The organism is Nonlabens agnitus (assembly GCF_002994045.1).
Taxonomy (GTDB): Bacteria; Bacteroidota; Bacteroidia; order Flavobacteriales; family Flavobacteriaceae; genus Nonlabens; species Nonlabens agnitus.
Map to the genome: position 1 here is coordinate 1647356 of NZ_MQUC01000003.1, position 25391 is coordinate 1672746.

At 40.6% G+C, this 25391-nt stretch carries 21 protein-coding genes; 7 read left to right on the forward strand and 14 right to left on the reverse strand.

The window, feature by feature from the left end; genetic code table 11:
• The first annotated feature begins 28 nt into the window (after window positions 1-28).
• From secA to meaB, 3 genes are all read left to right on the forward strand, one after another.
• The gene (gene secA, locus BST86_RS07620) at window positions 29-3445 is read left to right on the forward strand and encodes a preprotein translocase subunit SecA (RefSeq protein WP_105982746.1); all 3417 of its coding nucleotides are present in this window, start codon (window positions 29-31) and stop codon (window positions 3443-3445) included.
• A gap of 498 nt (window positions 3446-3943) precedes the next feature.
• Window positions 3944-4288: a DUF3140 domain-containing protein gene (locus tag BST86_RS07625; protein WP_105982747.1), complete on the forward strand. Its 345-nt coding sequence runs from the start codon at window positions 3944-3946 to the stop codon at window positions 4286-4288.
• Between the two features lie 39 nt (window positions 4289-4327).
• A complete protein-coding gene (gene meaB / locus BST86_RS07630; protein WP_105982748.1) occupies window positions 4328-5344 on the forward strand; it encodes a methylmalonyl Co-A mutase-associated GTPase MeaB in 1017 nt (338 codons plus the stop codon).
• Here the strand turns inward: meaB and BST86_RS07635 are convergent.
• Complete coding sequence (locus BST86_RS07635; RefSeq protein ID WP_105982749.1) at window positions 5327-5902, reverse strand: phosphatase PAP2 family protein; 576 nt, start codon at window positions 5900-5902, stop codon at window positions 5327-5329. The two genes, meaB and BST86_RS07635, sit on opposite strands and share 18 nt — an antisense overlap.
• Window positions 5895-6125 carry a hypothetical protein gene (locus BST86_RS07640; protein WP_055413283.1) on the reverse strand — a complete coding sequence of 77 codons (231 nt, stop codon included), beginning with the start codon at window positions 6123-6125 and terminating at the stop codon, window positions 5895-5897. The genes BST86_RS07635 and BST86_RS07640 overlap by 8 nt, the downstream gene beginning before the upstream one ends.
• Before the next feature lie 83 nt (window positions 6126-6208).
• Between BST86_RS07640 and lptB the strand changes: the two genes are divergently transcribed.
• On the forward strand, window positions 6209-6955 hold the full coding sequence (gene lptB / locus BST86_RS07645) for an LPS export ABC transporter ATP-binding protein (RefSeq protein WP_055413284.1): 747 nt from the start codon (window positions 6209-6211) through the stop codon (window positions 6953-6955).
• Here lptB and BST86_RS07650 read toward each other — a convergent pair.
• A complete protein-coding gene (locus BST86_RS07650; RefSeq protein WP_105982750.1) occupies window positions 6952-7716 on the reverse strand; it encodes a CDP-alcohol phosphatidyltransferase family protein in 765 nt (254 codons plus the stop codon). The genes lptB and BST86_RS07650 overlap by 4 nt on opposite strands.
• Before the next feature lie 118 nt (window positions 7717-7834).
• Between BST86_RS07650 and BST86_RS07655 the strand changes: the two genes are divergently transcribed.
• A complete protein-coding gene (locus BST86_RS07655) occupies window positions 7835-8905 on the forward strand; it encodes a putative type IX sorting system protein PorV2 (RefSeq protein WP_105982751.1) in 1071 nt (356 codons plus the stop codon).
• A 68-nt stretch (window positions 8906-8973) separates the two neighbouring features.
• Window positions 8974-10602, forward strand: coding sequence for an apolipoprotein N-acyltransferase (gene lnt, locus BST86_RS07660; RefSeq protein WP_105982752.1), 1629 nt, complete (start codon window positions 8974-8976; stop codon window positions 10600-10602).
• A 329-nt stretch (window positions 10603-10931) separates the two neighbouring features.
• Here lnt and BST86_RS07665 read toward each other — a convergent pair whose 3' ends face one another.
• Genes BST86_RS07665 through BST86_RS07675 form a run of 3 tightly spaced genes read right to left on the reverse strand, consistent with a single transcriptional unit; the run spans window position 10932 to window position 13713 of the window.
• Window positions 10932-12323 (reverse strand): sugar transferase, encoded by a 1392-nt coding sequence (locus BST86_RS07665; RefSeq protein WP_105982753.1) that lies wholly within the window; start codon window positions 12321-12323, stop codon window positions 10932-10934.
• A gap of 35 nt (window positions 12324-12358) precedes the next feature.
• The gene (locus BST86_RS07670) at window positions 12359-13471 is read right to left on the reverse strand and encodes a glycosyltransferase family 4 protein (RefSeq protein WP_242446490.1); all 1113 of its coding nucleotides are present in this window, start codon (window positions 13469-13471) and stop codon (window positions 12359-12361) included.
• On the reverse strand, window positions 13471-13713 hold the full coding sequence (locus BST86_RS07675; RefSeq protein WP_146126729.1) for a hypothetical protein: 243 nt from the start codon (window positions 13711-13713) through the stop codon (window positions 13471-13473). The genes BST86_RS07670 and BST86_RS07675 overlap by 1 nt, the downstream gene beginning before the upstream one ends.
• A gap of 653 nt (window positions 13714-14366) precedes the next feature.
• Between BST86_RS07675 and BST86_RS07680 the strand changes: the two genes are divergently transcribed.
• On the forward strand, window positions 14367-15119 hold the full coding sequence (locus BST86_RS07680) for a hypothetical protein (RefSeq protein ID WP_105982755.1): 753 nt from the start codon (window positions 14367-14369) through the stop codon (window positions 15117-15119).
• A gap of 173 nt (window positions 15120-15292) precedes the next feature.
• Here the strand turns inward: BST86_RS07680 and BST86_RS07685 are convergent, their stop codons facing one another.
• From BST86_RS07685 to BST86_RS07720, 8 genes are all read right to left on the reverse strand, one after another.
• Window positions 15293-16708, reverse strand: coding sequence for an O-antigen ligase family protein (locus BST86_RS07685; protein ID WP_105982756.1), 1416 nt, complete (start codon window positions 16706-16708; stop codon window positions 15293-15295).
• The gene (locus BST86_RS07690) at window positions 16695-17777 is read right to left on the reverse strand and encodes a glycosyltransferase family 4 protein (RefSeq protein ID WP_105982757.1); all 1083 of its coding nucleotides are present in this window, start codon (window positions 17775-17777) and stop codon (window positions 16695-16697) included. Before BST86_RS07690 ends, BST86_RS07685 begins: the two co-directional genes overlap by 14 nt.
• A gap of 127 nt (window positions 17778-17904) precedes the next feature.
• Window positions 17905-19749 (reverse strand): glycosyltransferase, encoded by a 1845-nt coding sequence (locus BST86_RS15170; RefSeq protein WP_394340885.1) that lies wholly within the window; start codon window positions 19747-19749, stop codon window positions 17905-17907.
• The gene (locus BST86_RS07700) at window positions 19746-20762 is read right to left on the reverse strand and encodes a hypothetical protein (RefSeq protein WP_105982758.1); all 1017 of its coding nucleotides are present in this window, start codon (window positions 20760-20762) and stop codon (window positions 19746-19748) included. Before BST86_RS07700 ends, BST86_RS15170 begins: the two co-directional genes overlap by 4 nt.
• 269 nt (window positions 20763-21031) lie before the next feature.
• Entirely contained in the window at window positions 21032-22075 is a 1044-nt protein-coding gene (locus tag BST86_RS07705) for a glycosyltransferase family 2 protein (protein WP_317046531.1), read from the reverse strand.
• Window positions 22072-23103 (reverse strand): exostosin domain-containing protein, encoded by a 1032-nt coding sequence (locus BST86_RS07710; protein WP_105982759.1) that lies wholly within the window; start codon window positions 23101-23103, stop codon window positions 22072-22074. Before BST86_RS07710 ends, BST86_RS07705 begins: the two co-directional genes overlap by 4 nt.
• The gene (locus BST86_RS07715) at window positions 23100-23885 is read right to left on the reverse strand and encodes a glycosyltransferase family 2 protein (protein ID WP_105982760.1); all 786 of its coding nucleotides are present in this window, start codon (window positions 23883-23885) and stop codon (window positions 23100-23102) included. Before BST86_RS07715 ends, BST86_RS07710 begins: the two co-directional genes overlap by 4 nt.
• Window positions 23882-25390: a glycosyltransferase family 2 protein gene (locus BST86_RS07720; protein WP_105982761.1), complete on the reverse strand. Its 1509-nt coding sequence runs from the start codon at window positions 25388-25390 to the stop codon at window positions 23882-23884. Before BST86_RS07720 ends, BST86_RS07715 begins: the two co-directional genes overlap by 4 nt.
• Window position 25391: the final 1 nt, after the last annotated feature.

Consider the following 25391-nt stretch of genomic DNA (forward strand, 5'->3'; position numbering starts at 1 on the left):
TAGCTATTAATCAATTATATAACACCACATGGGACTATTAGATTCCGTTTTAAAAATATTCGTAGGCGACAAATCAAAACAAGACGTGGCAGAGCTACAGCCCAATGTCACTAAGACTTTGAGTTTTGAAAAAGAGATGGAAGGCCTATCGATAGACGAGCTGCGCCATAAAACTACTGAGTTTAAAGAGAAGATCGCTTCCGCGAAAGCGAACACGCTACAGCAAATATCTTCTTTACAGGAAGATGCCAATAATGAAGATGACATTGACAAGCGTGAAGAGATCTATGAGCAAATAGATAAACTTCAAGAGCAGGCTTATGAAGAAGCCGAAGTTGTCCTGAACGAGATCATGCCAGAAGCCTTTGCGGTAATGAAAGAAACAGCAAAGCGTTTTTATCACAATACTGAAATTAAAGTTGCAGCAACCTCTAGAGATCGCGAGTTAAGCGGTGAAAAGGATTATGTGATACTCGATGGCGATCATGCAATCTGGTCCAACTCTTGGGATGCCGCTGGGAAGCCTATTACCTGGGACATGATTCACTACGATGTTCAAATTATAGGTGGTACCGCGCTTCACATGGGTAAAATTGCAGAAATGCAGACTGGTGAAGGTAAAACTCTTGTGGCAACCTTGCCTGTGTACCTTAATGCCTTGACCGGTAATGGTGTTCATGTTGTAACCGTGAATGATTATCTGGCTAAACGTGACAGTGCCTGGATAGGACCATTGTTTGAATTTCATGGTTTAAGTATTGATTGTATTGATTATCACAAACCCAATTCTGAAGCACGTCGCAAGGCCTATCTAGCAGATATCACTTATGGAACCAACAATGAATTTGGTTTTGATTACTTAAGGGATAATATGGCTCACGCCACGGCAGACTTGGTACAGCGCAAACATAATTATGCGATCATTGATGAAACGGATTCTGTTCTTATCGATGATGCCCGTACACCATTGATCATTTCAGGTCCTGTACCAGAAGGTGATCGTCAGGAGTTTGATGTCCTCAAACGTCCCGTAGAAAACATTGTTAGTGTTCAAAGAAAGGAACTTGTGCAAACTTTGGCGAAAGCCAAAAAATTAATTGCAGAAGGTGACACCAAAGAAGGTGGACTTGAATTGCTAAGAGTGTATCGCGGTTTGCCTAAAAACAAAGCCTTGATCAAGTTCTTAAGTGAGGAAGGTATCAAGCAGTTATTGCAAAAGACTGAGAACCACTACATGCAGGACAACAATCGCGAGATGCCTACTGTAGATGCAGAGTTGTATTTTGTAATTGATGAAAAGAACAATCAGGTAGAACTGACAGATAAGGGAATTGAATTCCTTTCTGGAGATGATGATCCAGAATTCTTTGTAATGCCAGAAGTAGGTGTTGAAATAGGTCGCATTGAAAGCGCTGGATTGAGCAAGGAAGAAGAAGCAGAGAAGAAAGAGGAACTCTTCCGGGAGTTTGCGGTCAAATCAGAACGTATTCACACGTTGAATCAGCTGTTGAAGGCTTATACCCTATTTGAACGCGATACAGAATATGTCGTGATGTCTAAAGATAAAAAGACACGCGATGCCACAACTGGCGCGATCAAAACGGTGAGTGAGGAACAAGTCATGATCGTTGATGAGCAAACAGGTCGTATCATGGATGGCCGTCGTTATAGCGATGGATTGCACCAGGCGATTGAGGCAAAAGAAAATGTAAAGATTCAGGATGCCACGCAGACCTTTGCTACCATCACGCTTCAGAATTACTTTAGAATGTACAAAAAGCTGGCTGGTATGACTGGTACTGCGGTCACTGAAGCTGGCGAATTCTGGGAAATCTATAAACTAGACGTGGTAGAGATTCCTACCAACAGACCTATTGCTCGTGATGACCGTCAAGATTTGGTTTACAAAACCAAGCGAGAAAAGTACGGCGCCGTTATAGAAGAGGTGACCCGATTAAAAGAAGCTGGTCGTCCTGTATTGATAGGTACCACATCGGTTGATATATCTGAGTTGTTGAGCAGAACCCTACAACGTGCTGGTATTGAGCACAACGTATTGAACGCAAAACAACACAAACGAGAGTCTGAAATCGTTGCAGAAGCTGGAAACGCTGGACAAATCACTATCGCCACAAACATGGCAGGTCGTGGTACAGACATCAAGTTGTCTGAAGAAGTCAAAAAAGCTGGTGGTCTTGCCATCATAGGTACAGAGCGTCACGATTCACGTCGCGTCGATAGACAATTGCGCGGTCGTGCTGGTCGTCAAGGAGATCCAGGAAGTTCACAGTTTTACGTTTCATTGGAAGATAACTTGATGCGATTATTTGGTTCTGAGCGTATGGCCAAAACCATGGATAGACTGGGAATGAAAGAAGGCGAAGTCATCCAGCATTCCATGATTTCAAAGTCCATCGAGCGTGCACAGAAAAAAGTGGAAGAAAATGCCTTTGGAGTTCGTAAACGTCTATTGGAATATGATGACGTGATGAATGCCCAACGCGAGGTGATTTACAAGCGTCGTTACAATGCATTGTTCGGTGATCGTCTTGCGGTGGATATTGCAAACATGATTTATGATATTGCAGAAAATATCACACAGACCAACAAGATCGCACAAGACTTCAAAAACTTTGATTTTGAATTGATTCGCTACTTCTCCATGAGTAGCCCGTTGACGGAAGCAGAATTCAAATCCAAATCAGAGCCACAAATAACATCTGCCATCTATAAGGCTGCTTACCAGCACTATAAAGAGAAGATGGAACGCACGGCGAGAGAAGTTTATCCAGTCATCAAAAATGTGGTAGAAAATGACGAGCGCAACTATGAGCGTATCGCCGTTCCATTTACGGATGGCATCAAAACGCTCAATGTGTCCACGAATTTGAAAGACGCGTACGATTCAGAAGGAAAGTCCCTAGTGACAGACTTTGAGAAGAATATTACGCTTGCGATCATTGACGATGCTTGGAAAACGCACCTTCGCAAGATGGACGAGTTGAAGCAAAGTGTACAACTCGCCGTTCACGAACAAAAAGATCCATTATTGATCTATAAGTTTGAGGCATTTGAGTTGTTCAAGGAGATGATCGATAAGGTGAATAAAGAAGTTATTGGCTTCATGTTCAAAGGCGACTTGCCCACTCAGGATTCCAGAGCCATCCAAGAAGCCCGCGAACAAAAAGCTGAAAAGACAACTACCTCAAAAGATGAAGTCTTGAATAGCGATGAGCAGGCAGCCCGCAATAGGGCCGTTGGTGCCGGTGCAAGCCAGCAACAACGCCAACCAGTTACGGAAACCATCACACGCGACCAACCTAAAATAGGCCGTAACGATCAAGTTACCATCAAGAACATCATGACTGGTGAAGCCAAGGAATGTAAATACAAACAAGCCATTCCATTGATCAATAAAGGTGAATGGGTATTGGATAAATATTAATATCGCTTTCGCGAAAGCGTCATTTAACAAAGCCTGAACGATCGTTCAGGCTTTGTTGTTTGTAAAAGATTTGATCTATTTCAAAAATTTAGCTTCTGCACAAAACCATATCTCGACTGTCGCTCGATACTGGTTAATTAAATAGACAATGCAACCACTTCGAGCGGCAGTCGAGAAGCGGTGATAAATAGAGCAACGATCACTTTATACAACCATATCTCGACTATCGCTCGATACTGGTTTATTAAATAGACAATGCAACCACTTCGAGCGGCAGTCGAGAAGCGGTGATGAATAAAAAGACAATCCTCTTAACAGCGATTATTTCACAACTAACTCTCGATATTGGTTTACGGCATTTTGAATTTCACCAATGAAACCACTTCGAGCGACAGTCGAGAAGCGGTGATTCTATTATTTCAAATGCTAAGATTGACTCACTTAACAGTCCTGTAAGATTTTCCATTCAAAAATCAGCTTATCTTCAAAACAAAAACGATGAGCGATAAAAGCAAGGATGAGATTTATGATGAATTCTATGATCTGGTAAATATGACGCCCAGCGAACTGGAAGACTGGCTGGATACAGATAAGTCGAAAGGTGTAGGTCAGGACAGCGGCGACGGTGAGGCCATTGGACACAAATCGGGACGCAAGATCATCAAGATCAAAAACAAGAAAAAAGACGAACTAACTGATACCAACTATGACCACATGAACAAAGTCATAGGCTACATCAACCGTCACAAGGCACAAAAGCCCAGCAGCGACATCAAGGAATCTGACTGGCGCTATAGTCTTAAAAATTGGGGCCACGATCCCTGCAAGGAAATGGATTGTTAGTCCAGATTTATTGCGATCTTTAGGTCATAAATCCTACCATTGCCTACTTCTTCCCATATCAATCCCAACCTGCGTCGCCACAAAAAGGCTGTGGATATCGATCCACTGTTTGAGCAGTTAAAGAAAGGGAATATAAGTGCTTTAAGCCAAGCCATTACCTTAGTAGAAAGTACCGCTGGTGAGGATATCGCTTTCGCGAAAGCGATTTTATCAAAGGCACTACCCTATTCGGGAAAATCATTTCGATTAGGAATAACAGGTGTTCCTGGCGTTGGAAAATCAACATTTATAGAAGCCTTAGGATCTAGTTTGATTGCGACAGGAAAAAAAGTGGCCGTACTCGCCATTGATCCATCAAGCAGTATTTCTCGAGGAAGCATTCTGGGCGACAAAACCCGGATGGAAGAATTGGTCAAAAGCGATCAAGCCTTTATCAGACCTAGTCCTGCGGGAACGACTTTGGGAGGCGTCGCGCGAAAAACTCGTGAAGCAATCATACTTTGCGAGGCCGCTGGATTTGACTTTATCATTATTGAAACGGTTGGTGTAGGTCAAAGCGAAACGGCCGTACACAGCATGACCGACTTTTTTCTATTGCTCAAACTCGCCGGCGCTGGTGACGATCTGCAAGGCATCAAAAAAGGCATCATGGAAATGGCAGACCTCATCGTCATCAACAAAGCCGATGGAGAAAACCGTACAGCAGCAAAACACGCTCAACGCGAATTCAGAAACGCCTTGCACCTACTACATCCCAAAAATCATGGCTGGTCCACCAAAGTAATCACTGCCAGCGGTTTAAAGCAGGAAGGCATCACAGATGTTTTAGAGCAAATTGAGGCGTTTCAATCTCATAGTAACACTGACAACAGCATTGAGAAGCAAAGAAACCAGCAGGAAATATATTGGCTACATCAAACTATTGAGGACCGATTAAAATCTGAGTTTTATGGGCGACCAGAAATCGAGCAACGATTGAATGAGCTGGAGCAGCAAATTCTCCTTAAAAAAATGACAGCTTTTGAGGCAGCAGATCGTTTATTGGATAGAGGTTGATCCATATTTCGCTTTCGCGAAAGCGAATAACTTAAAGCAAATTATCCCAAGCAAAATTCCCATCACGGCACCCATCAAGATGTCGCCTAAATAGTGAAGCCCCAGATAGACTCGGCTATAGGCGACCAAGATTGCCCATATGACGGTAATGATACAGAGCACGCGTTGCGACTTCCAAAGTAAAAGACCTACAAAAGTGGCCAGTCCTATCGCACTGCTCGAATGAGCGCTGTAAAACCCAAAAGTACCACCACTGCGACCTACTTTTGAAATGACACCTTCTAGTGCTGGTTCTCTAAAAGGTCGCAGGCGCTCAAAACCATCTTTAAAAAGATTGGCAATCTGGTCGCTGGCTGCGATGAGTATCGCTATGGTTACAACGCTTATCAAGGTGTTTTTCCAGCCTAATTTTTTATAGAAAAAGAACAGCAACACCAAGTAAAAAGGAATGGAATAAAGCTTGTGGGTCACGATATTAAAGAACAGATCGACAGTATCATTACCCCAATCGTTTAAGGCAACGGTAGCTTCCCAATCCAGCTCCTTAAGATCATTCATTCTCGTAGAATTCCATCTGCTCATCATAGAAGCGACTAGCCTCTTCAATGAGATTTTTGGTTTCGGCTTCTAGGTCTTCTTTATCAGCCTTTTGGATATCGTCTATGAATTCCAGTTCGTCATCAATAAGGTTGATGATAAATCGCGGGTATTCTGTATGGATCACAAAGATGTCGTCAGGATGGTCAGAATGGTCGCCCATTAAAAATCTAGGAAGTTGCATGATTATTGGTATTATAGTGCAAGCTACTAAATTATGAATTCAGAAATCAGAATTCAGAATGGTAACCCTTAAATTTGTCACCTATGCAAGAAAAGCTAACCGCAGATAATCTACAGAAAGCCTACAAGGGCAGGCCAGTTGTAAAAGGAGTTTCCCTTGAGGTAAATCAAGGTGAGATCGTAGGTTTGCTAGGACCTAATGGTGCTGGTAAGACTACCACGTTTTATATGATGGTAGGACTGGTAAAACCTACTGCTGGTAAGGTTTTTTTGAACCAGACCGATATTACCAAATATGCCATGTACAAACGTGCGCAAAACGGTATAGGGTATCTAGCGCAAGAAGCTTCTGTATTTAGAAAGCTTTCTATTGAAGATAACATTTTGGGCGTTTTGCAATTGACAGATCTTTCCAAAAAAGAACAGCTGGAGCGTCGTGATATGCTGCTGGAGGAATTTGGTTTGACTGATAGACGTAAACGTCGTGGTGATTTACTATCTGGTGGTGAGCGTCGTCGTACAGAGATTGCGCGAGCCCTAGCGACCAATCCCAATTTTATCTTGCTGGACGAACCATTTGCAGGAGTAGATCCAGTTGCGGTAGAAGATATTCAGCGTATTGTAGCACAACTGACGAAGAAAAACATCGGTATCCTGATTACCGATCACAACGTACAAGAAACCCTTGCGATTACAGACCGCACGTACCTCATGTTTGAAGGTAAAATTTTAAAACAGGGAAATCCAGAAGAGCTCGCCGAAGACGAAGTGGTACGTCGCGTATATCTAGGTCAAAACTTTGAATTGAGGAAGAAAAAGATCTTTGATTAAGCCTTACTCTTTTTGTCCAAAATCGTATTATTCAACAGACTCATCGCGATGTAAAGTACGATGATGCAAGGAACCGCATAAAGTTGTAGTGTCGCAATCAGCACCAAACAGATCAGTAGAAATATCCATCGCATCTCGTTGCCTTTAAATCCAAAGTTTTTAAACTTAAGAGCAAACAAGGGCAATTCTGCATTAAGCAAATAGCAGCTTAAAAGAATGATTCCTGTGAGTATATATGGATTACTCAGCAATCCATAAATCCAGTCTACATGCGTACTTTGAACGATAATAGCTAGCGAAATAATCAAAATAGCATTAGCCGGAGTTGGTACTCCTATAAAAGAATCTGTTTGTCTCGTGTCTAGATTAAAGCGCGCCAGTCTCAAAGCACTGGCTGCCGTGATCAAGAAACCTATCAATGGGAGAAATGGATGGGCAATGGCATAATCGCCAGTAGCAGTTTGAAAAGACAAAGAGTCCTCAAATAAATTGACACCTAGCGAATCATTGAGCATCTGATACATGGCAATACCAGGTACAAGACCACTGGTAACAAGGTCTGCCATGGAATCCAATTGACCGCCCAATTCACTGCTTACTTTGAGCATTCTCGCAGCAAGACCATCAAAAAAGTCAAAGAAAATTCCTGCTGCCACAAGAATTCCAGCGGTAATCAAGTCGTCATTAAGCGCAAAAACAGCCGCGATGCAACCACAAAGCAGATTAAGTAATGTTATTATATTGGGAATCCATTGTTTCATATTTGCAAATATGCGGTAAAAATCGGCTGGAATTGTAGCTGTTGTAGGACAATATCCACAAGGTTATGAAGTTATTAGAGGATAACTTTGGATATTTACCACTAGAATCATTGCTGCCTTGAGATTTCCCCTTGTTTTACTGACTTTGCTGAGTTTCGCTTTCGCGAAAGCGCAAACCTCAAGAGCCTATTCCAACGAGTTTTTGAACATAGGTGTCGATGCTGCGGCTTTAGGGATGAGCAATGCCGTGGTCGCAAAAACTGGTAACGTGAATTCTGGTTACTGGAATCCAGCTGGTTTGATGCAATTGGAGGAGCGTGAATTATCACTCATGCACGCCAGTTATTTTGCTAACATCGCCCAATATAACTATGGTGCCTATGCGATGCCTATTGATGACCGCAGTGCCTTTGCGTTTTCTGTGATACGATTCTCTGTCGACGACATCTTGAATACCACCCAACTTATAGATGATCAAGGAAATATCAATTATGACCGCATTTCCACATTCTCTACGGCAGATTGGGCATTTACCTTGTCCTATGCTCGAGAATCAAAACTGGACGGTTTTTCTTATGGTGGTAATGTCAAAATCATACGCAGAATCATAGGTGATTTTGCGACTTCACTGGGTTTTGGGCTGGATATAGGATTGCAAATGCAACGTGGTGACTGGAGTTTTGGACTTATGGCTAGAGATATCACTACCACCTATAACACCTGGTCCATTGACGAAGATGAATTTGCTACCGTGCAAGGTGCCGTGGCCAATCAAAATCAAGAACTCCCAGAGACTACCGAAATCACGCTCCCAAAACTCCAACTGGGAATCGCTCGAGAATTTACCTTTCACTATGATCATGTCCTAACTGCCGAGGTAGATCTAAATATGAGGTTTATCCAAACCAATGACATTATCTCCAGCAGTAGTGTGAGTGCGACGCCTGCATTAGGACTAGAATACGGCTATACAGACCTTGTATTTGTGCGTGCCGGTATGGGAAATTTCCAGAATGAAATGCAGCTGGACGGTAATGACAATGTCACTTTCCAGCCCAATATAGGCATAGGCTTTAAATACAAGGGCATATCTGTGGACTATGCGTTGACAGATATAGGAGATTCCAGCGCAGCACTGTATTCCAATATCTTTTCGGTAAATGTGGATCTATCGGTTTTTAGTCGTTAGGTTTCTTCAAACAAGAGTTCTCTATTCTTAATAACCTAGTATTTTAGTGGTTTAAACAATTTGCCTCTATGCTTAAAAACATTCTACTTGCGTTATTATCGGGAATACTATTTTGGCTAGGCTGGCCTACTTACGGCTTTCCATTATTGTTGTTTTTTGCCTTCATTCCGCTATTGATTGTTGAGTATGGAATACGGCATCAATCTGTCAAAGCTGCTGGCTGGAAGGTGTTGGGATTGTCTTACATCACATTTTTCACTTGGAATATCTGCACGACCTCTTGGCTGTATTTTGCCACACCATTTGGGATGTGGTTTGCCGTATTGGTCAACTCCTTATTGATGGCAATCGTATTTTGGTGCTATCATCTATTTGCCCGCAAGGCGACTACTGGCGCCTCACTTACCTTTCTCGCTTGTTTATGGATAGGCTTTGAATACCTTCACTTACACTGGGATTTTTCATGGCCTTGGCTCAATCTGGGCAATGGTTTTAGCGAGTATACCTCTTGGATCCAGTGGTATGAATACACAGGAACCTTTGGTGGTAGCTTATGGGTTTGGGGCACGAACATTTCCCTGTTTTTATTGTGGAAACGCTTTCGCGCCGTGCCTGCCGGCAGGCAGGAAAGCGGAACAAAACTCAATCTGTTTGTATCTGTTAAAGTCACTCGCATTTCACTGACTTTAATTGGAATCCCAATATTGATATCCCTTTTCCTAAAGCCCGATGACTTGCTAGATGGCGACACGAGTGACGTAGTCATATTACAACCGAATATTGACCCGTATGCTGAAAAGTACAATACTGATAATTCTAGCATTGTCAATCTCTTACTCAACCTAACTGAACAAAAAATAACCGATTCTACTGATATCATCATCGCGCCAGAGACCGTGCTCGCGAGATCCGTAGAACTGAACACAGTTCCTTTTGATCCCAGCGTGAATGCACTCCAAGGATATGTCACGCAGCATCCCAACACCTCCTATCTAGGTGGGATATCGATGCTGGAACGTTTTAGGGATGAAGAAAAAGTAACCACACAAAGCAATTACTATGCTGACGGAGATTTTTATTACAACGATTTTAATAGCGCCTTATTTTTAAAAGACAAGAGTGAATCTGCATTGTATCACAAATCCAAACTTGTGGTAGGTGTCGAGAACTTTCCTTACAAGAGTATTCTTCAACCTATTCTAGGTGATGCCATGATTGATTTAGGCGGTACGGTAGCCACAAAAACCACTCAACCTGAACGAGCGGTATTTGAGAGTACACAAGGTTCCAAGGTGGCTCCTATTATTTGTTATGAATCGGTTTATGGAGATTATGTGACCGACTATGTACTGAACGGTGCGCAGTTTCTTGCCATCATCACTAATGATGCCTGGTGGGGAAATACACAAGGTCACCAGCAACATTTAAGTATTGCTAGGTTAAGAGCCATAGAGTCTAGGAGATGGGTCGCCCGTAGTGCCAATACTGGGATCAGTGCCGTGATTGCTCCATCTGGAGCCGTGGTGGACCGGTTAGATTATGAAGAGCAAGGAACTATCAAAGCGACCATTGGTCTCTCTGATGAGCTTACCTTCTACTCTAAACACGGTGATTACATTGCACGCATTGCCATGGGAATGGGCCTATTTATTTTACTCTTTGGGGTTTTCAAGAGAGGAACCATGAAGCGGAAGTAATGTGGTAATGTGGTAATGTGGTAATGTGGTAATGTGGTAATGTGGTAATGTGGTAATGTGGTAATGTGGTAATGTGGTAATGTGGTAATGTGGTAATGTGGTAATGTGGTAATGTGGTAATGTGGTAATGTGGTAATGTGGTAATGTGGTAATGTGGTAATGTGGTAATGTGGTAATGTGGTAATGTGGTAATGTGGTAATGTGGTAATGTGGTAATGTGGTAATGTGGTAATGTGGTAATGTGGTAATGTGGTAATGTGGTAATGTGATTTTTTAATTCTTGGAAACCATATTTTTAATGTTAAATTATTAGGTTTTTATCCCTATAACTATTGACCTTTTAAGAAAATAACGGTACTAAGCGTTTTTACTAAAATCCTGATATCTAGGAAAATGCTGCGTTTTTTGATGTAGTACAGATCGTACTGTAGTTTTTTAAGATGGTCATCATAGCTTTCCCCATAACTAGCTTTTACTTGTGCCCAACCGGTTAATCCTGGCTTTACGACATGTCTGGTTTCATAAAACGGTATCTTCTCCGTAAGCTTTTTGACAAAAACAGGTCTTTCTGGTCGCGGCCCGATGACGCTCATGTCTCCTTGTAGGATATTGAAAAATTGAGGGATCTCATCTAAGCGTGTCTTGCGCAATAGCTTACCAAATGCTGTAACCCTGCTATCTTTCTTGACGGTGAACTGCGCACCGTCGACCTCTGCATTAGTGATCATCGTGCGGAATTTTAAAATTTCAAACTCCTTACGATTACGACCAATTCTGGTTTGTGAGTAAAAAAGTGGGCCACGATTTGCCAGCAAATTTCCAAACAGCACCAAAGGTAAAATCACCACAAAACCGATGAGGCCTATGACGCTAATGACGATGTCAAAACAGCGGTGGTAGACCTGATAGAGTCTATTTTGATTGCTTCTTGCAAATGGGAAATACCTATAAAAATCCTTACCCACAAAATTGACGGGAACACGATCTGTCATCTCTTCGTAAACCTGTGAGTATTCCCTAACTGAAAAGCCGTTTTCCACCAACTGTATGAGCCACGTGTAGATTTGTGTAGTAATACCAGCCGAATTCATACTGGCAATGACAATCTCACGCACATTTTCCTTTCTTATTTTTTCTTCTGCTTCAGCTACGGTCAATACCGTAATCCTGTCATCATATCCCATATCGATGCTACGATCTGTATTGATGTAGCCTATAATGGTGTAGTTAGGATCTGCTGACTGCAGTTGACTGGAGATTTCCAAGGCATCCACCGCATCTGCCACGATGATGATTTTCTTATTAAATCTAGAACTTGCAAACAGCTTCACATAAATCGATCGCCAGCTCATAAGCGATATGAGAACCGTGGCGGTAAAATAAAATATTTGCAATCTATTATCTGGTAATACCGGTGTAAGAAATGGAGTCAATAAATATGCAAGAGAGGTGAGAATTCCTGTATAAAAAACACCTTGTAAAGTGCTGGTGATTCGGCTGGCCTTCTGTAGGTCGTATAATTCAAAAACTGTTGCAAAAAAGAGAATGTAGATACAGAGAATTACAGACCCCAGCCATTGATCAAGGTTGATCATGAAATAATTCATGTCAAAAAAATAACCCACTAAATGAAGAGAAAACAGAATTACGCACACATCAATAACGCGCAACAATACTTTGCGTTCTGAAATCTCAAAATGTATGGAACTAGAATTTGCCATTTAGGGGATTAGCATTCTTGCCTCAAATATATTCTTTAAGATCTTAACAGTTCATTCCATGAATTTTTGATCGTATCCCATGAGAATTTACCTACAAGAATATATGCGTTCGTCGATAATCTATTTGCTAATTCTTGATTTTTGGTAAGTGATATTATGGATTCTACCATTCTAATAACATCATCATCATCTACTAGCAAACCATTAGACTCATTTTGGATGAGTATTGGAATGCCACCCACGTTTGTAGAAATCACAGGCAATCCCAGAGCCATGGCTTCCAATATACTGACCGGCATATTGTCAAAGTGTGATGTATTAATGAAGATGTCGTGCTCACGACTTAGAGCGATCCATTCCGTTTTTGATAATAGTCCCGTAAAATGAACCGGTAGACCCTTTTCCAATGCGTACTGTTCACAGCGTTGCAAAGATCCATCTTTGTCGGGTCCCACCATGGTGAGGCAGGCATTGGGCAACTGTTCCAGTAATCGCTCCAGCACCTTCAAAGCCATCATGGGATTATAGATCTCCGCAAAGGATCTTACCCAGAGCAGCTTAGGCTGGACGCGTGATCGCTTGTTAAAATCATAATTTTCAAGCTCTAAGCTATTTTGGATTACTGTGATTTTTTTAAAGTTTGCTTTCGTGCTTCGACTACCTGCCTGTCCAGTCAGGTGCTCAGCATGAACTTCTTCGTCGCTGCGCTCCTCGAAAGCGAATTTCAAATAATCACTAGGACTTACCACTCGGTGTGCATTGCTTAAAAAATGATGAAATACTTTAGGGTTGGTTTTGAGCCTTGCTGGCAAATTACCACCGTGGAGAATGGGAATATATTTGATATTCAACCAACGGCAAATGTATCCAATGGATATCGCATACCAGAAATTACGAGTACTGTAGGTATCTATGAGAACGAACTGCGCCCAGTTCCTATTAAGTAGCGTGACCCAGGCCATGTGAAGCCCACGTAACCATTGGTTTTTGACGGAAGAAGCTGTTTTTACCTGATAGCCCTGCTTGCGTAGAAGATCGCTAAGCGTATCAATGGTGGTGGCTGTTCTATTCTTACTGGCAAGCTGATTGCCTATGTATAGAACCCTAGTCTGCATCTGTACCACTAGGTGATGCCGTATGGTAAGCATTATGCGGCATCTTGGGTAATGTTTAATCTACTATATAACTGTTCTACAGAAATCTCCATGAATTCTGCAAATTCGTCAAAAGTGACGTGCTTACGTTTTGTTATATCCTTAAAGTCGCGAGCTTCCTTTAATAGTCTGTAGGCCTTAGTGGTACCACACTGCATCACTTCCTTGACCTGCTCCATACTAATGAATAAAGGGACTGAACTGGCTTTGCCTGATTGCGCGTTTGATTTCATCATAATAATTCTTGTAATGTCGTTTTGGATGTTTTTCCATAATTACCCCAGTGTTTGTTGCGTTTTTATCTAGTCTCCTATTCTTGATCCATACTTGATTCATACTTGTTTGTCGAGTAACGCATACACTCTCGTCGAGTAGACCATACACTCTCCATACCTATAAACCCGTATTTCACTTATTTACAATAGGAGCATTATACAAATTTAGACGGGTATTCCAGCTTGCAGCGCTTACTAACGCATGCGTTTTTCACATAGTTATAAACACCGATTTATGTTAAATTTATCTAGCACTTTAATGGTTATCTTATTGTTATACAAACACTTCCGAAATATATTGGATTTTTTATTCAAGAAAGAAATCGATTTTTTTCCAAAAAAAACACCCGCTTCCATTGATCGATTTCGTTATTCAAAAGCGCTTTGAAGCTCCATTTTTGGTTTTGAGTTGTGAATTCCAATTATTTTCCCTGAATTCTCAATTTCGATTTTTGATGGATTTTATCAAAAATTGATGATAAGCATCAGATTTTGTTCGCTTTTTACTTCTTTTAATTCCTTTTTATTGATTTTTCTTGATTCGTCATTTTTTACGGAAACCCATTTTTAGTGCTTTTAGATTTGGCCATTATTCATCATTTAATTTTTTTATTATGGCAAAAAATACAAGCCTTTTAAAAATAGAAGGAACGCTGGGAGAGCTGACTTTCTATAAGTCCCAAGATGGTTTTCTAGTGAAAACCAAAAGCGGTGTTAGCAAACAGCGCATTGACAACGATCCTGCCTTTTCCAGAACACGGGAAAATGGCAAAGAATTTGGAGAAATTGCCCGTAGCGGCAAAGTCTTACGAACAGCCATACGCCCGTTGCTATTGCAAGCAAAGGATACTAAGGTAACCTCTAGATTAGTTAAGGTCATGGGCGCTGTCAAAAACTCTGATGCCACTTCGCAACGAGGAGAGCGAACGGTGTTCAACGGTTTAGCTACCGATCTAGGAAAATCCTATCTGAAAGGATTTGATTTTAATAACAAAGCGGTCTTAGGTAGCATTCTCTATAGCGCTATGGATGTAGATTCCAGTACTGGCGTTATTACATTGAATCAATTGAGACCAAAATTGGAAATCGCAGCGCCCTCTGGTAGCACCCATGTGACCCTGCTTTCGGCTTATGCCAATGTAGACTTTCTTACTGAGGATTTTAGCCTTTCCCTAAGCAATGCAGAAACTATTGCGGTCCATGATGTGGATCCAGTAGATGTCGTATTGACACCTCAAGCCGTTCCTTCTGGATCTGGAACCACTATGTTGTTCTTCCTTATGAGTTTTAGTCAAGAGGTGAATGGAACTCTGTACGATTTACGGAATGGCGCCTATAATGTGCTCAATCTGATTGAGGTCTTATAGATAAGATTCGATTTACCCTTAGGTGTCTTCTTGAAAACCCTTATAGAGCTTTCTATAAGGGTTTTTGTATTTGATTAAATTTCTAAGACTTTCTTCCTTATCCATTTTTAGGACGCCCTATAGTTATCTTCTATGGTTGAAAAGATGAACGAAAATCAATACTTCTCTTATGGCTACAGCCCTTCACTTAAGGCTGGAATATTGGTTTCCCTATTTTGATCAAGAGGTATACGTGTCCAACGATGGGGATTCCTTCTTAAGCTTTTCTTTTTCACGTTAATTACTTTTAATAAAGCCAAGCCATAAAAAAAGGATGGTGCCGCTATACGCATCGCGCTGTGATTGATGGTAGCAAACCAGAATATCAGAAAGGCATAAAAATAGATGTTGCCTCTATGTGACAAACGGTATATCAATGGAGTAAGGACTAAAACCAAAATAGATAGTATCCCAATGGCACCATGTTCTGATAACAATCTACTTGATTCGTTGTGGGAAGCAGCCACAATACCGTCCTTTCTTGCTCGGTAATATTTTACCTGACCAGCTCCAATTCCCACTATCGGATTTTCCGCAAACGCCTCCAACTCGATAGAAATTAATTCCTCTCTACCTGTACTCAAGTCCTCCTTTATCCTACCTGCCGCGTCTTGGTTGGCATAGCGTTTATCAATTAACCCGTTCGTAAGCAAGGAAGTGAATCCCCAAACCACAAACAAACCTATCACCACTACCCCAATTTTAGGAAGCATGGATACCTTAAAATTTGATCGTTTTAGAAAGAAGATGGTGATGATGGTTGCCACGATCATTAGGGCCGCCGTAATTACCCCACCACGGGAAAATGTAACCCACGCTCGAAAGGTCATCCCAAATAATAAGATAATGTCCAGTACATTGATCCAAAAGTTTCTGACCCGTAAGAAGCGAACAAAACATAAAAACATTCCTATTCCTAAAACAGTCGCTACCTGGTTAGGACCATAACCACCTGAAGCTGCAAAATTTGATGCAGTTCCTGTTATCACATCCCTAGTATTTGGCGTTACTATGAACAAATATATCATGAGCATAGCAATAGGCCCCACACATAACTTCAATACTTTCCTGAGCTGAAAATCGCTAATAGTACGCTGATAACAGTATAACGCCACTATCCCTAGCGTTACTGGACCACTAAGATTAAAGGCTACCGCTTTACGAAGACTTTCTCCCAAAGGAATGTTTTGAGAGGCAATCACAATACTGGGAACCATCAACAATAAATAGATCACATAAGGTATGGATTTGATACTGAAACCACGAAATGAAATCCCTATCAACATAAATACAAGGACTAGATACTTGATCATTTCATAAAAAAACAAAGCGTTGGTCATGCGGAGCAGGACCTCCAGACATGTAAGATATGCTGCCGCCATGAGGGCCTCGTGACCTCGATCTGCATTATTTAACACTCTTAGAGAGAAATATGCAATAGAAGAATATAGAAAAAGTTGCGCAAAAAGAGGCGATACTACTATGGCTAGTGCCATCACCGCATGAGCACCAATCAAAATAGGATAAGGTAGATTTTCAATTTTTATCATGAACGGATCGATACAGTTCCAACAGGGATTGGAGAAACTTCTCTTCTCCAAACTCTGCTTCCACTCGGCCTTTAAATGCTTGGCCTAAATTACTCCTTAAAGCTGAATTAGACATTAATCGGCTTAGGGCATGTGTGAATTGATCCAAATCTCCTGCAGGAATAACTATGGAGGTGTTGCCTACCACTTCCCTACAGGCACCCACATCAGTGACGACCACCGGTAATCCTGCCAGGCCGTACTCTAATAAGGAAAGTGGCAAACCCTCAGATGACGAACTTAGAACACCAATACTCGCTTTATCCATCCATACGGAAGCATTGTTCACAGAACCCAAAAGTTTTACTTCTTGAGACAAGCCATATTGTTTGATCAAATCTATAAGCATTTGCTGATACTCATCTTGAAACTTCTTCCCGATCAATAGAAGTTCCCAATCGGGATATTCAGTTTTAAGTGTCGCCCAAGCTTTTATGAGCAGCTTATGGTTTTTTTGAGGGCGTAAATTTGCTAAGCAAATCACTGTTTTTGATTGGGTTTCTAAAAAATTTTTTCGGGCAACTAGCTTATTTGATGATGGTCTTATAAAGTTTTGTAAGTACACGACTTTTTGAGAAAGCTTATGATCTAGCGCCCATTCCTGTAATTGCTTATTGACCGCGATAATCACATCAATTTTAACAGACATCCACTGGTATCTCCTTATAGATCTTTGAGAAACAAAACCTGCGTTGCCATAATGATCATGCCAGATCAAATGGAGTCTTGGTATGATGCATTTTAGTATAAACCCTATGTAGATGGATGAAGAATGTGCATGAATGTGGGTAAGCTTATGCTTTTTTACAAATTTTATTATTCTCCAGATACCGCGTACCCCTAATCGCCCTTTACGATCTGCAAAAAGATACCGTACACCGGACTCCAGCTGATCTTTTAAATCTCCTTCTTCCCTAGTGCAGCAAAGCGCCGATACTTCAACTTGACCTACCAAAGCGTTCGCTATGTTGATCGCCATACGCTCTGCGCCGCCAGGGTGAAGACTGTCGATGAGTTGGAGGATGCGCATGTTGTTGGGGATGAAGGTTTGGGGATGAGGGATGAGGGATGTGGGATTAGGGATTTTTGATTTTTGATTTTTGAAAATAGGTATAGTATAGATAATAGAATACAGAGTGGTTGTGTTTTAGGTTTTATTAGATTTGATTTTTTAGCAATTTTACGATTTCCTTTTCAAAGTCTTCTAGGGTGTATTGCTGTGACCAGGTTTGTGCTGCTTGGGAAATCATTTGATAATGATCTGGATTATTTATAAGCCATTGTAGGTCGGTTATGGTGTGATTTGTTTTGGTAAAGATGAGGCCTCTTGGAGTTTCTGATTTTGCTTTAAGCTTATTTGCTACTAACACGTCTTCGACAGGCTCAGACTGACCTGGAGTATTTTGAAATAAGGTTTCTAAATCAGGATCACCATTGTTATTCAGCATCCAAGGTACGCAGCTCACTGGTGAGGCTATAGGTACGCAGCCGTGCCACATGGCTTCGGCCACTGCCTTGGGCCATCCTTCACTTTGGGAGGCTAAAAATAGGAAATGGGCTTGTTTATAGGCCTTTTTGACCACCTCAGCGGGTTGGTTGCCGTGGAAGGTGAAAGCCCCATTGTCCTGCGGACATTTCCCCAGAGGGGAAAGGTTGCTAGTCCTATTGTCCTCACTTTGACTAGGCTCAGTGCGAGATGGAGGTTTTTTTTGAAAGGAATGGGTGTTTTGACTACCATCCATTTCTCGACTGTCGCTCGAAACTGGATTGCTTTGAGGTTCTGAACGGTTCTCGACTTGACTTCGGCTACGCTCAGTCAACAGGCTCGAAACTGGATTGCTTTGTGGTGTTGAACTGTCCTCGACTTGACTTCGGCTGCGCTCAGTCGACAGACTCGAACCGGCATTGGGGTCGCTCTGGGGTTGACTTCGGCTACGCTCAGTCACCCTAGTTGCATCGGTATCGGCGCCATTGTCCTCACTTCGACTACGCTCTGTGTGGGATGGACGTTTTTTCAGTGGGGAAAGATGGTTTGAATCACCATCCGTTTCTCGACTGTCGCTCGAAACCGGATTGCTTTGTGGTTTTGAACTATTCTCGACTTGACTTCGGCTACGCTCAATCGACAGGCTCGAGACTGGATTGCATTGAGGTGTTGAACTGTCCTCGACTTGACTTCGGCTGCGCTCAGTCGACAGACTCGAACCAGCATTGAGGTCGCTTTGGGGTTGACTTCGGCTAAGCTCAGTCGCCATGGTTGGGTTGGCGTGTTGTTTTAGTTGATGCATCATGGGGCCGTCGCCGTAGAAATGAGCTTGTGCGGCAATGCCGTGCTCATGTAGTCCTTCTATCAATTCTATCAACAATTGCGGGTTTTTGTTCTTTGATATCGTACCGACAAAGATGATTTGTACTGGACTCACCAACTCTTTTAGGAATACCTTTCTGTCAGTTTTAGAATACGAAGCCGTGAAAAAGGGCACTATGTTTTCCGATTGGTTTTTCCACTGCCCGTAGGCCATCACTTTGGTATTCTTACTCCATTTTGAGCTTGAAAAGAGACGCTTTTGCCAGCGATAGGATAAAGGTTGTTTTGAATTAGGATCCCAATTCCCGGCATATTTAACGGATTTACGCTTTCGCGGAAGCGATATGGCTACCAACCCTGCTAACAAGGCTAGATTTCCTGGAGCCCGTAGGTGAATATGGTCTGCCTTTTTCATTTCCAAGTACAGGGTCCATATTTGGAATGGAATTGAAAATAATGATGTAATTGCGGAACTGATCTTATGAAACTCTAATCTTTTGGTTCCTATATGTCTAAAATCTTGACGTGCGAATGGTTTGTAAAGTAGAAAACCATCCAGTTTATCAGGACTAACAATGGTCGTTGCGCACACCTTATCCATCCACAAATCCATTTCTTTAATATAGGGTGCGTATGCGACTTTTTTACCGTCAATTGTCAGTAGGTGAGCATCTGAAATTACCAGAAGATTCATATGAAGTTCAGATTAGATTCTTCAATTATTTTCAAAATTCTAGAAAAATAATTCAAAGGACTTATGTACTCTTGTGCCCATTCTAAATTATTTTTTCCCTGTCTTAGATAATTATTATTAACTAATAATTCTTCTATCATCTCTGGTATCTCGCTTGCGGCCGATCTATTACTTAATTCTTTATAATTCTTGTTTTGTGTAAAATCATCGACGCAAATATCTAAAGGTGTGGTAACTACTGCCATTCCATTTAATAAATATTCACCTATTTTCCAACCCGGTGAATCTTTCAAACCTGCATCTGCAACCCCTATATCAAAGCTTTTAAGACTTTTTAAATACGCTTTCTTCTTAGATAAATTCTCATCTAATAGAATATCAGGAGCTTGTTTCTTAGAATATTCGTCCGGGAATAAGCCTACCCTCGCGCTCTTAAAATTTGATTTGATGATGCGACATGCTTCGATTCGAAACTGGTTTTGTTTCTCCCGGCGATTTTTTTCTTCGTAACCTGCGTTGTTCTCAGGGTTCCAAAGCCTTGTGCAAAAAACAATGCTTCCTTTATTATCTGAAACCTGATCTGGAAATTTTCGGAAATCAAAAATATGGTGACTGGAGTTTGTTACCCAGCTAAAGCGATCAAGTGCACGAACTAACTCAATCCTATTCGGTCGTGCCATCAAAAATTCTGATTTTAGTTTCGATAACAATAGAAACGGTTTGTACGAAATAGGCACATTAAAATTAAGAGGGAATATTTTCGGGCCTCGATCGGATTTTCGCAAAGACCTTTTAAAATATAGGTCAAAGGCACTCTGGTAAGTTATAAAGAGAGGACTGTCTGAATAATCAAAAAATACTGAAAGATTATCAACCTCCAGCAAAGCGCCATTATGAACAATTGCTGGTTCGTACTTAATATTTGTTTTTAGCTTATTCTTTTCACAATAAAACAAATAAGAGTATATCAAATGATTAAGGTGGTGTGTCCAAGTTGATATTTTCAGAACCATTCCATTATATTATTAGTATAATACACAATATAGGTTATTGCGTTACAAACGTAAGAATGAGGTTTTCATTTTTCCTTGCTCATTTGAAATTTCGCTGCTTTTAATGTCATTAACAGTAAATCTGATGTATCGGGATTGATATTATCATAAGTTGCAATCGCAACATCCCTCACTAATACAAGCTTGCATTAAAAGTTTTTTTTGTAAACAAGTATTTTGTAGAAACGTCAATGTCAATTTTCAGAACATGCATTTTGGAGAGTCAAAACTTATTTTAAGACTTTACAAATGTTAAGGCAGGTATATGTTTGTGTTGATGAAGGCTTATTGCCTATTAACGAGAACATTCCAGTCAACCGACCCATCATTTCTTGAAAGGCGCTCCTCCTTTCTTGAGTTGTAACAATATTGACACATCTAATTGCGATTAAGAGCAATGTGATCTGATACCATTTTAACCTATCGCGTAGAGTTGGATCAGGATTCTTGACACGCCAGACATACCAGCCATTGCGCACAACCATTTTTCCGTATTTATAGGAATTCGGTCTACCTGACGCATCATGGTGGTGTTCTAACTGTGCTGCAGTGTTTACATATAAGTTTCCTAACTTGGAAAGGCGTAAACTAAAATCTGCATCTTCATATAGCCCGTAACCTTTAAAGTACTCAGAAAACTTATGCTCTTTTAGCACGTGTAAAGGAAAACTGGAAACGCCACCCATCAAGGTTTCGGTTTGATATATTTTACCTGAAGGCGGTAAGAATCCAATGGACCTGCCGTGTCCGAAATCTGGATAAAAACCTGGAGGTTCTTTTTGAACCAGGCCTAATTCACGTCTCAGCTTATACCTACTGCTTTCCTTACGACGGTAGCCGTCGAAGTAGAAATTACGTATATCGTTCTCTTCAATGTGATGAGTCTTTTCCCAAACTACCTCATTGGTGATATAGCCTCCTACTCCCATGGCGTCGGGATAATTTACATAGGTCTCCAATAAGCGTTCAAAGTAGTCTAAGTTTAAAACGACATCATCATCCAAAAAGGCTACAATGTCAATGTCATCAGAAACTTTTGAGATTCCATAATTACGTTGTTTCGTAAGGCCACGATCACCGTCAGAGACTTGGAAGTATTTTAAGTTTGCTATTTCTATTTCACCTAGTCGATCTTTAGTTTTTTGATCTTGCGAACCATCTACTATGATCATCTGATCTGGACACCTAGATTGAGATTTTACCGAAGCTATCAAACGCGTGATGGCATCAGGTCGTTGGTAGGTGCAAATGATGAGTGAAATCTTCAATTTCAAAGCATAGCCTTTAAATGATCGTGGATACTGCAAAAATAGTGATGCCTGACTAGTTGCGTCTCATATAACTTTCTGTTACCGGCTTGACATTCAAGAAAGGTCTGTTCAGTAAACTGTTGATGAAAATCATACAATTTTTCATCGATTTGTTGATCTGGTTTTATAAGACAAATATGTTTATTCCAATCGATTATGTTTTCCAGCGGTAGTACAATGTCGGTATCTATCACGACTGGAATCCTACCACAGGCAAGCGATTCATAAAACCTTACAGAAAAATTTCCAGCGCCACGCATACAGAATGTATACGGTGATGTCGTGAGGTTTTGAAAAAACTCTAGTGTTGTCTTCTTTCGGGTTTCTTGGTTAGTCGCTCCTGCACGATACTTTTTTCTATAAATGAAGTCCGTATCTATTACCTTAGACATCTCTAAACTTTTTAGATAATCGTAGCGCTTTGCGGGTGCATTAAAAAAATCCTGGCAATCGCTGCGATCGATTGCCAACAGTCGCTTTAGGTTTGCTATTTTATTAGCAAGTAAATATCGGACTGTTTCGATAGGACTTTTATCTGCAAATCCTGTGAAGGCAATTTGAGGTTTTGATTTTAAGGGTAGATAAAGCAATTCTGCTATTTTATGCTGCACTGGATCATTGATCATGGACGGCATGATGATGGTTTGTGCGCTGTTTGTTGATGCGCTCCCAGCTAGCCTCCAAGTGATAACAGCAGGGTCCTCGATTGTGGTGCCATAATCGCCACCCGTGTAAACGAAAACTTTTTTTGAATGGCTTTTTGCCATCTTCAAAAAGTCTGCATACTCTTTTTTGTGTAGTCTGAACTCTCGCGATAAAATATCAATTGGAAAAATAAAAGCATCCGCATCCTCTGGATTTTCTATTAATGAATAATGCTCATGTGTAATCGGATCTGTATTTTCAAAATAATGCAGATCAAAAATTAGCGGATGCGCACAACCTCGATGCTCTGGAACCAGCATTTCTTGTATGGTGTAGAGCTTTATCATGAGCTTAGCTTACGCCCATTACGATAAGTAATCAACCCACGTTTATTGTTATTATATAAAAGCCATTCTAAGTATAAGCGGAAAGCGCGAAGAATAACGCGAGACTTTTTATTGAGCATCCCGCTCCCAACAGTTGGAGCAATTTCATTAATTAAGGTAGATTCACTTTCTTCAATAGAAAAAGCAAATTGCTGCTTGGTTATCCCAATTATGGCTTTTGATTTTGCTAATCTTACACCGTATTCGGTCTCACCGTACCTACCAGAAGTATTCTCTAGGTAATATCCATATTTCTCATAAAATTCCTTTTTTACCAGAAAGGGGTGATCACTGTATCTATAAAAGTTTTGAAAAAAGTTTTCCCATGAAAACCGAGGGATAACTGCTAAAAAGTTATTAATAGAAATCGTTTGATTGAATTTTAAAAACGAACTGAATCTTATTAAGTCAACAAAATTCTTCTCGATTGAGTCTATCAAATCAGGTAAATAGTCCTTTAATTTTAAGTTCAATCTAAAGTCTTCCTGACAGTAGATAATATACTTACCTGAACAGGCCTTAATTCCCTTATTAATATTACTTGCTAGGCCTTCATTAACATCAGACATTATAATTCTTACACTACGCAAATTTGAAATACTATTAATAGCTTCCTGATTGCTTGAATCGTCACTAACAATAATTTCATCGTTTTCACCCTTTAGCTTTAGAATACTATCAACGCATAGTTTTAAGGCACCAGGTCTATTATAGTGAGTGATTAAGAAACTGATGCGTGTCATATTGAGCTAGTAAGTCTTTCAGAATAATAGACGCTTGCCTGCCATCTTTTATTGAATTGTTTATAATAGCGCCAGGGATTTTTGGTGGCCGAACTAAGGTAGTTCTGAAAAAATAACTTCAATTTATAACCGTGCAGCTGATTGCTGGTATAATTCTTACGTCTAAAATACATCACATGAGGTGAAGGTTGTGGCTTAAGCTCATCATCACTCCAATCAAATTTTACTGGCTGTCTAAAACCACCTACTGGAGCTTTAAGGTGCTGCACTTGAATTTCTGGAGCATAAATTACATCAAAACCATTATTGCGCAGCTGCATCCCATAATCGGCATCCTCTCCGTAACCATATTCCAAAGCCTGATCAAATCGACATTTTTTTATCGCATCCCTATGAACGATCGAACATCCTGAACCAAAAAACGCCCATTGCAGATAACCCTTTTGATTTTCGCTTTCGCCTTCTTGCAAATATGCGAAGTTTAATACTTTACATCCTATTTCATTTAGCGACCTAGCTACTTTTTGCATTAAATCGCTAGAAAATCTATTATCGTCATCAAATAGCAAGATCCATGGAGCAGTTGTTTTACTAATCGCCTCATTTCTAGCACGGCAGGCTCCAGCCTTATGGGTGAATGAATGGATAATCTCAAAACCCCATAGTTCTTCTTCTAGAAAGTTTAATTCAGAAACAGCTTCTCGAACAGTATTTTGTTCAATGATAATTACTTTTTTCGGCTTTAATTGCTGGCTATCAAGATCTCTTAATACGTTCTTGAGGTAATTAGGTCTACCAATAGTTGGTATTATCACATCATACTCAAGTTGGTCGTTGAAAGGTTCTTGGTTCTGACCATAGGAAAACTCTACTTCTGGATTAAAATGAGAGGAGTTTAATAGCATCGCTTTCGCGGAAGCGAATAACGGAAACTTTTTTTCAAATATAATGAAGCAGAGCAACAGGAATAAAAGCCATCTAGCTTTTCTCGATTGTGCTACAAATAAAAAAAGACGACTATTTTGATCTCTACAGATTGATTTTTTAGTCAATTTTGAATAGCAGAAGACACCTTGTGGTTGAATTTTGCGTGAAATTAAATTAAGATCGTATTCAAAATTATTACTTGAATTAAATTTACCGACTTTGACCAATACAGAAGAATGTATAAGCCCAAGATCGGTACTCATGATCCAAGTGGGGTACCAATAATTCTCCTTAAAATTGATAAAAGGTGTGTCTTCTATATAATCAATGTAGTCCGTTAAAAAACAAGGAGCTGCACCTTTACTAACCATTTTATAAGGTTTGTTTGCAACTCGTTTTAACTCTAACCAATCTATAGACATGAGTCTAGATTTCGACCAGCCAATCCATTCTTTTGGATGACTTTTCGCTAAAGCAATAAGTTGATTAATGGTAGGCCCGGTTATTAAGACAAGCTCCACACCATTATGGAAAGCTAGATTATCCTTTGAATTAGGATGCTGAATAAATTCAATCATT